The following is a 7473-nucleotide window of genomic DNA, read 5'->3' as shown; positions in this document are numbered from 1 at the left end:
GCTGCATCCGCTCCTACGACCACGCCTTCAGCAAGGAAGGCGGCCTGGCCGTGCTGACCGGCAACATCGCGGTGGACGGCTGCGTGGTCAAGTCGGCCGGTGTGGACGAAAGCATTCTGGTGTTCGAGGGCACGGCCCACGTGACCGAGTCGCAGGACGAAGCCGTGGCCAATATCCTGGCCGACAAGGTCAAGGCCGGTGACGTGGTCATCGTGCGTTACGAAGGCCCCAAGGGTGGCCCCGGCATGCAAGAAATGCTTTACCCCACCAGCTACATCAAGTCCAAGGGTCTGGGCAAGGCCTGCGCGCTGCTGACGGACGGTCGCTTCTCGGGCGGCACCTCGGGCCTGTCGATTGGGCATTGCTCGCCCGAAGCGGCTGCGGGCGGTGCCATCGGTCTGGTGCAGAACGGCGACCGCATCCGCATCGACATCCCCAACCGTACGATCAATGTGCTGGTGAGCGATGAAGAACTGGCCAAGCGCCGCGAAGCGCAGAACGCCAAGGGCTGGAAGCCCGCCCAGCCCCGCCCGCGCAAGGTGTCGGCCGCACTCAAGGCTTATGCCAAGCTGGTGATGTCGGCCGACAAGGGCGCCGTGCGCGACCTGTCGCTGCTGGACGACTGACGCCCGTCAGGCTGGCACGGGGGCGCGCCCCACCCGAGAAAAAGCCGCATCCAGGATGCGGCTTTTTTGCGGCCAAATGCTTCCATTTTTATAGCTGCCGGCGCTTGATGGATAAGCGCCAAAGCCTGATTTTTCTCAGATTTCGCTACGCCGTGGCGTTGCCCGTCTGTGACTGCAGGTAGTTGGGCAGGCCGATCTTGTCGATCAGGCTCAGCTGCTTTTCGAGCCAGTAGGCGTGGTCTTCCTCGGTGTCGCGCAGTTGCACCAGCAGAAGATCGCGGCTCACGTAATCGCCCGCTGCCTCGCACAGGGCCATGCCTTTTTGCAGGGCGGCGCGCACTTCATATTCTGTGTCAAGATCCTTTTTCAGCATCTCGGGCACGGTTTCGCCGGGGGTGAATGGATTGGGCCGCATGTCGGGGCGGCCACCCAGGAAGAGAATGCGGCGCAGCAACGCGTCGGCGTGCTGGGTTTCTTCCTGCGTCTCGTGGTCCAGCCGCGTGTAGAGCTTGAGCAAGCCCTGGTCTTCATAAGTGCGCGAATGCACAAAATACTGGTCCCGTGCGGCCAGTTCGCCGCGCAGCAGTTCTTTCAGATATTCGATGACTTGTGGGTTTCCCTGCATGTTGTTGTCCTTGAATTTCAGCCGGGGAGTATCGCGTGGACAAGGGCTCTGGCGGAGAAAATCCCCGGACCTGTGCTCTGCATGCTTACCGGGATCAGAAGTGTTCGCATGTCCTTTGAACAGCTACTGGCGCGCTACTCCGTCATTGCTTACCGGGTGCACGGTCCGGGTCCCGCGTCAGCATCAACGCCTTGGCGTCGCTGGCCGTGGCCACTGTGGCGAGGCGCGGCAGCACGATCTGGGCAAGGTCGTGCGCCATCATCGCGGCCAGAGCTTGCGGGCCATGATCTTCCAGCCGGTACCAGTGGTCCCGGCCGTGGGTGAGGTAGCCCATGCGCATGCCTGCGATCCACATGGCAGGGTCATCGCACCAGAAGTCGGCCAGCGTCGCCGGGGCCACATGCTGGAACGACACATTGCCCGTGAACGCGAATGAATCCTTTCCATTGGTGCGGCTGCCCTCGTAGCCCAGGTACTGGAAGACTTCGCCCACGGGCCGCCGGAAGCTTTGCTGTCCCCGTGCTTCGAAGCCCGCGGCCTTCAGCAGCGGCACGATGGTGTGCCGCAGCAACTGCTTGAAATCGGCTTTGAAGTCCCGGGGTGTTTCCATGGACATATGGTAGCCAGCGGACATCGGTCCCCTCACCTCTGCCTTGTGCGGGGCGGATTGCGCTGCAGCCCGTCCTGAAGCGGGGCTTTCCTTTCGGGACTGCATGTGGGCGGGCACAATACCGGCCACCATGTTGACCTACCCCCACATCGACCCCGTCGCACTGCAGATCGGCCCGCTGGCCATCCACTGGTACGGCCTGACTTATCTGGCGGCCTTTGGCCTGTTCATGCTGCTGGGCATCCGGCGCCTGCGCCACGAGCCCTTCGCATCGATCACCGGCCCTGGGGCCTGGACGCGCAAGGACGTGGAGGACATCCTTTTTCTGGGCGTGGCGGGTGTGGTGATCGGGGGGCGGCTGGGCTACTGTCTTTTCTACAAGCCGGGCTACTACCTTAGCCACCCGCTGGAGATCTTTGCCGTATGGCAAGGTGGCATGGCCTTCCATGGCGGGCTGCTTGGGGTCATTGTGGCGATGATCTGGTTCGCGCACTCGCGCCAGCGCCCCTGGCTGCAGGTGGCCGACTTCGTAGCGCCCTGCGTGCCCACAGGCCTGGCCGCAGGGCGGGTGGGCAATTTCATCAATGGCGAGCTCTGGGGCCGCTTTGCGAGCCCCGACCTGCCCTGGGGCATGGTGTTTGCGCACAGCGGCTCGCTGCAGCCGCGCCACCCTTCGCAGGTCTATCAGTTCCTCATGGAAGGGCTGCTGCTGTTCATCCTGCTGTGGTTGTACGCGCGCAAGGAGCGCCGGCAGGGCCAGGTGGCTGCGGCCTTCCTGTTCGGCTATGGCGTGTTCCGCTTTATCGCCGAGTATTTCCGGGAGCCCGACGCCTTCCTGGGCATCCTGTCGCTGGGCATGAGCATGGGCCAGTGGCTGTGCCTGCCCATGATCGTGGGCGGCGTCGCGCTGTGGCTGTGGGCACGGCGCCAGCCTGCGGTGGCGTTGGAGTCTCCATGAAAATGACGGCTGGCGCTTGATGGGAAAGCGCCGAATGCTATCAATGTTGTAGCTTTTCAAGCACTTGAAGCCGCCGCCCCTCTTCAGGCCGGCGGCTTTTCCGTGACGGCAGGGCGCTGCCTGGCGCGGTGTTCATCGGGCAACCAACCCGTGGCGGACGCGTTGCGCCGCAGCATGGTCCACAGCGCCGCCACCACAATCAGCGCGCCTCCGGCCCAGTCGGCGGCGCTGAGGCTCTCTCCCAGCCACAGCACGGCAAACAGGGCGCCAAAGGCTGGCTCGCTGCCCATCAACAGGCCCACGCGCGAAGGGGTGCTGTGGCGCAGCGCCCAGTTCTGGGCCACAAAGGCAAACACCGTACAGCCCACCACCAGGTAGATGCAGGCCCACCAGAAGCTGGCGTCGTGGGGCAACGGCGGCAGGCCGCCCGGCAGGGCGAACGCCAGCACCAGGCTGCCCAGTGCAATGACCCCGGCCTGCACGGCGGTGAGCGCCAGCACCGGTGCATTGCGGCGGCGCGTGAGGCGGCTTGTCTGGCAGACGGTGATGGCGCGCAGCACGGCCGCGGCGAGCATGAGCGCATCGCCCCAGCCCCAATGGCCCGAGAGCCCCCCGCTGAGCAGCGCCGCCCCCACCAACGAGACCCCGGCGAAGACAAACATCGCCCGCGCGGGCCGCTGGCCCAGCAGGCCCCACTCGGCAAACGGCGTGAACACCACGCACAGGCTGATGAGGAAGGCTGCATTGCTGGCTTGCGTGAGGGCGAGGCCAAACGTCTCGCACAAGAAAATGCTCAGCAACAGCCCGCCCAGTGGCAAGCCCGCTGCAATGGCATCGCGCCGCTGCGTCCGGGTGGCGCGCAGCAGGGCCGGCAACAGCAATGCGAACGTGAGCCCGAACCGCACGGCCAGGAATCCCAGTACCGGATAGAACGCCAAGGCTCCCTTGGCCACGCCGTAGCTGGTGCCCCAGACCACGGCCACCAGCAGCAAGGCGGCGTCGGCGAGGCGCGGGGCGAGGGTGTAGGGGGCGGGCGTGGTCAGGGTGGTCATGGCGAGAGTTGGGGGAGGGGGTAGGGGGCGCCAGTGGGTGTGGCGGTGCGGATCATTATCAATTTAGGCTCCTGTGTTGATAATGGGAGTTGCAGAACATCACCTGTGCGCCATGAGCATCAATCATTCCTTGGATAGCCTCCCTGATATGGCCGTGTTCGCCCGTGTGGTCGAGGCGGGCAGCTTCTCGGCCGCCGCGCGTCAACTGGGCCTGACGCCCTCGGCGGTGAGTCGGCAGGTGGCGCGGCTGGAGGCGGCCCTGCGCGTGCGGCTGCTGGAGCGCACCACGCGCAAGATCAAGCTCACCGATGGCGGGGCTGCAGCGTACGCCCGCTGCCAATCCCTGGTGGCCGCTGCGCGGGAGGTGTGGGCACTGTGCGACACCCACTCGGGCGAGCCCGCCGGCATGGTGCGCATGAGCATGCCCAAGGCCGTGGGGCGGCAACTGGTGCACCCGCTGGTGCTGCCTTTCCTTCAGCAGTATCCGCAGGTGGATGTGCAGTTGCTGATCACCGACCGCACGGTGGACCTGCTGGAGGAGCCCATCGACCTGGCGCTGCGCGTGACCGACACGCCGCCGCCGGGCTTGGCAGGCCGCCCCCTGGCCCCGCTGCGCCACTTGGTGTGCGCCAGTCCCCAATACCTGGCAACGCATGGCCAACCCGTGCATCCGCGCGACCTGGAGCACCACGCCTGCATCTACCTCGGTGAAGAAGAGCGCGACCGCCACTGGCGCTTCGAGCGCGGCCACGAGGCGGCCACCGTTGCCGTGCGCGGGCGCTACGTGGCCAACCACAGTGAAGTCCGGCTGGAGGCCGCGTTGCACCACCTGGGCATTGCAAGCCTGCCCGGTTTTGCCGCGCGTGCGGCGCTTCAAAGCGGCGTTCTGGTGCAGGTGCTGCCCGACTGGGACCACAAAACGGCCTATGCGGGCATGGCTTGGCTGCTGTATCCGCCCAACCGGTTCCTGCCCGCCAAGGTGCGAGTGTGGATCGACCACCTAGTGCAGGGATTCGAGCACATCGGCTGATGAGCGTGCCGGGCGTTGCCGCCGGGGCGCTCAATGACCTGGCTCAGCCAAGCCGCGCGCGGCAGGTGGGGTGGCGTGCCGCGGTGGAAAGCGGCACCGCGTGGAGGACGTCAGGTTCTCCCCCGCTGCGCTGCCTGGCTGCCCCTCCGCCCAAGGTGCTCGGGAGGACGGGTGGGGCGCGTGGCGCCGGCTCGATCGTCATGGCGTTTGGAAGCCGCGGGCAAACAGGGCCCTGGGGTATGCGGCACTGAGCGCGCCCCGCAGGTTTACCCGGCCAGAGCGACCCGCACAAGGGGGGCCGTGGTGGAGGGATGTCGCATTTCCGCTGCAGATAACCGGTTTCGTACCGTCACTACATTCTTCGCTGGCGTTTTGTGCGGGTCCTTCTCATAATTATGGAAAATTATGAGACTTGCTGGAGGAACTAGCCTCTGGGAAGATTTTTAAAGGACGATAGCTTTCCAGATATCGACAGTGGCGCCTTCGCCGAGGCGTTTTTTACGGATCACACGCCGCACACCATGCGCCCCATCCCCAATTCCCTGCACGACGAAGCCGCGGCGCGGTTGCGCGAACAGATATTTGCGGGTGCCCTGCCGCCGGGCAGCTTTCTGGATGAAGCAGCCTTGTGCGAGAGTTTGGCCATTTCGCGCACGCCGCTGCGCGAGGCCCTCAAGGTGCTGGTCGCCGAAGGGCTGCTGCGCCACGAGCCACGCCGCGGCTGTTTTGTGGCCGAGGTGACGGAGCGCGATCTGGACGATCTGTTTCCGGTGATTGCACTGCTGGAGGGGCGTGCAGCCCATGAGGCCGCCCGCAAGGCTGTTGCGGCCGACGTGGCGGCACTGGAGGTGTTGCACCAGCGCCTGCAGCAGTTTGCGGCCGAAGGGCGTGTCGCCGATTACTACGAGGCCAACTACGCCATCCACGAAGCGTTCATCACGCTGGCGGACAACCGCTGGCTGGCGCAGGTGATTGGCGACCTGCGAAAGATCCTGCGCCTGGCCCGGGCGCAAACGCTGCACGTGCCCGGCCGCCTGCAGCAAAGCCTGGCCGAGCATCTGGCCGTGTTCGCTGCGCTCAAGGCGCGCGACTGCGATACCGCTGAAGAGGCCATGCGCAACCACCTGTTGCGCCAGCGCGATGCGCTGCGCGACGTAGCCCGCAACCAGCAATCGAGGCTGATGCCATGATGAACAGTACCCCTGAATGGATCGCACGCAGCGTGTCGCGTCTGCGCACTGCCGCGCCTGTTGTCGCGGTTGGAGATGCCGGGAAAGCGGCCGAGAAATCGGTGGACAGACCCGGCGAAAAGCTTGGCGAAAGGCCCGCCCGGGCAGGGCTCGACAAGTCCGTGACCGATGTGGTCGCGAAGGTCGCAGTTCCACGGTCCACGCACGAACGGCTGCAGGCCACGCTGCGGCGCGGCCAGGAGGCGCTTTCGCCCCGTGCGCTGCGTCGCTTGCTGGCCGACCTGCAAGAGGTGGTGGCGCCGCAGGTCAGCGAGATCGAAGGCGGGCGCCGCGCCCAGGCCGTGGCCGAGTGGTACGCCAAAGCCGAGCCCGAGGAACGCCGCGACATGTGGCTCTTGATGTGCGAGCAATTTGCGCCCGATGCCACGCGCTTCAAATCGGCCCGCCAGCGCTACGAGGCCGCCGCTGGCACTGCCGAAGAGGGGCAGGCCGAAATCAGTCTGCGCCGAGCGCTGGTCTCGCCCCGCACGCGGCTGCTGCAACGGTTTTCAGCCTTCCCGCAGGGCATGCGCTTCCTGGTGGACATGCGCGCCGAGATCCTGCCCCTGCTCAAGGCCGACAAGCGCCTGCTGCCGCTGGACGCCGAACTCGAACATCTGTTCTCCACGTGGTTCGACGTCGCATTCCTGGAGCTGCGCCGCCTCTCCTGGGATTCGCCCGCTTCGCTGCTCGAAAAGCTCATCAAGTACGAGGCGGTGCACGACATCCGCAGCTGGGCTGACCTGAAGAACCGCCTGGACAGCGACCGCCGCTGCTACGGCTTTTTCCATCCCCGCCTGCCGGGCGAGCCGTTGATCTTTGTGGAAGTGGCGCTGCTGGACAAGATCTCCTCCAGCATCACCCCGTTGCTGGACGAGGCCGCCGCACCCGCCGATATCTCGCGGGCCACCACGGCCATCTTCTATTCGATCAGCAACACGCAGACGGGCCTGCGCGGCGTGAGCTTTGGGGATTCGCTCATCAAGCACGTGGTGGAGACGCTGACGGCCGAGTTTCCGCGCCTGCGCACCTTTGCCACGCTGTCGCCCATTCCGGGCTTCCGGGCCTGGCTCTCCAAGCATGCCGGGGCGATGCTGGAGCGCCTGGACGACAAGCGCCGCAGCGAGCTGGGCCGCGCAGTGGGGTTCGAGCCGCCGCAGGCCACGCACTTCCTGGGGGCTCTGGACAAGGCCCTGGAGCTGGATGCGCGCTCACCTGTGCGACAGGTGCTCCTCGAATGTGCCGCGTACTATCTGGGCCGCGAGCTGCACGAAGGCTAGCCCGTGGACCCGGTGGCGCGTTTTCACCTGGGCAACGGGGCGCGGGTCGAGCGTCTCAACTGG

Annotated in this window: 7 protein-coding genes and 1 pseudogene; 5 read left to right on the top strand and 3 right to left on the bottom strand. The window is 65.9% G+C overall.

The window, feature by feature from the left end:
- The coding region (locus MRY84_RS07490; protein ID WP_291505106.1) for a dihydroxy-acid dehydratase at window positions 1-626 on the top strand (626 nt) is incomplete at its 5' end.
- 145 nt (window positions 627-771) lie between these two features.
- Here the strand turns inward: MRY84_RS07490 and bfr are convergent.
- Window positions 772-1251 carry a bacterioferritin gene (gene bfr / locus MRY84_RS07485; RefSeq protein ID WP_291505105.1) on the bottom strand — a complete coding sequence of 160 codons (480 nt, stop codon included), beginning with the start codon at window positions 1249-1251 and terminating at the stop codon, window positions 772-774.
- A 142-nt stretch (window positions 1252-1393) separates the two neighbouring features.
- The gene (locus tag MRY84_RS07480) at window positions 1394-1861 is read right to left on the bottom strand and encodes a hypothetical protein (RefSeq protein WP_291505104.1); all 468 of its coding nucleotides are present in this window, start codon (window positions 1859-1861) and stop codon (window positions 1394-1396) included.
- A gap of 130 nt (window positions 1862-1991) precedes the next feature.
- Between MRY84_RS07480 and lgt the strand changes: the two genes are divergently transcribed.
- A complete protein-coding gene (lgt, locus tag MRY84_RS07475) occupies window positions 1992-2819 on the top strand; it encodes a prolipoprotein diacylglyceryl transferase (protein WP_291505103.1) in 828 nt (275 codons plus the stop codon).
- An 83-nt stretch (window positions 2820-2902) separates the two neighbouring features.
- Here lgt and MRY84_RS07470 read toward each other — a convergent pair whose 3' ends face one another.
- Window positions 2903-3871, bottom strand: coding sequence for a DMT family transporter (locus tag MRY84_RS07470; RefSeq protein WP_291505102.1), 969 nt, complete (start codon window positions 3869-3871; stop codon window positions 2903-2905).
- Between the two features lie 112 nt (window positions 3872-3983).
- Here MRY84_RS07470 and MRY84_RS07465 point away from each other — a divergent pair, with 112 nt between their 5' ends.
- The 3 genes and pseudogenes from MRY84_RS07465 to MRY84_RS07455 form a co-directional block, all read left to right on the top strand.
- Window positions 3984-4901, top strand: a complete 918-nt coding sequence (locus MRY84_RS07465) for a LysR family transcriptional regulator (RefSeq protein ID WP_291505101.1) — start codon at window positions 3984-3986, stop codon at window positions 4899-4901.
- 521 nt (window positions 4902-5422) lie between these two features.
- On the top strand, window positions 5423-6091 hold the full coding sequence (locus tag MRY84_RS07460; protein WP_291505100.1) for a GntR family transcriptional regulator: 669 nt from the start codon (window positions 5423-5425) through the stop codon (window positions 6089-6091).
- A pseudogene (locus MRY84_RS07455) lies at window positions 6091-7473 on the top strand (malonyl-CoA decarboxylase); the annotation flags it as partial. The gene MRY84_RS07460 and the pseudogene MRY84_RS07455, both read left to right, overlap by 1 nt.

It is taken from the genome of Acidovorax sp. (assembly GCF_022763525.1).
Classification (GTDB): Bacteria; Pseudomonadota; Gammaproteobacteria; order Burkholderiales; family Burkholderiaceae_C; genus Acidovorax.
Note: the sequence above shows the minus strand (reverse complement) of the source record. Positions and strands in the feature narration are given on the sequence as shown.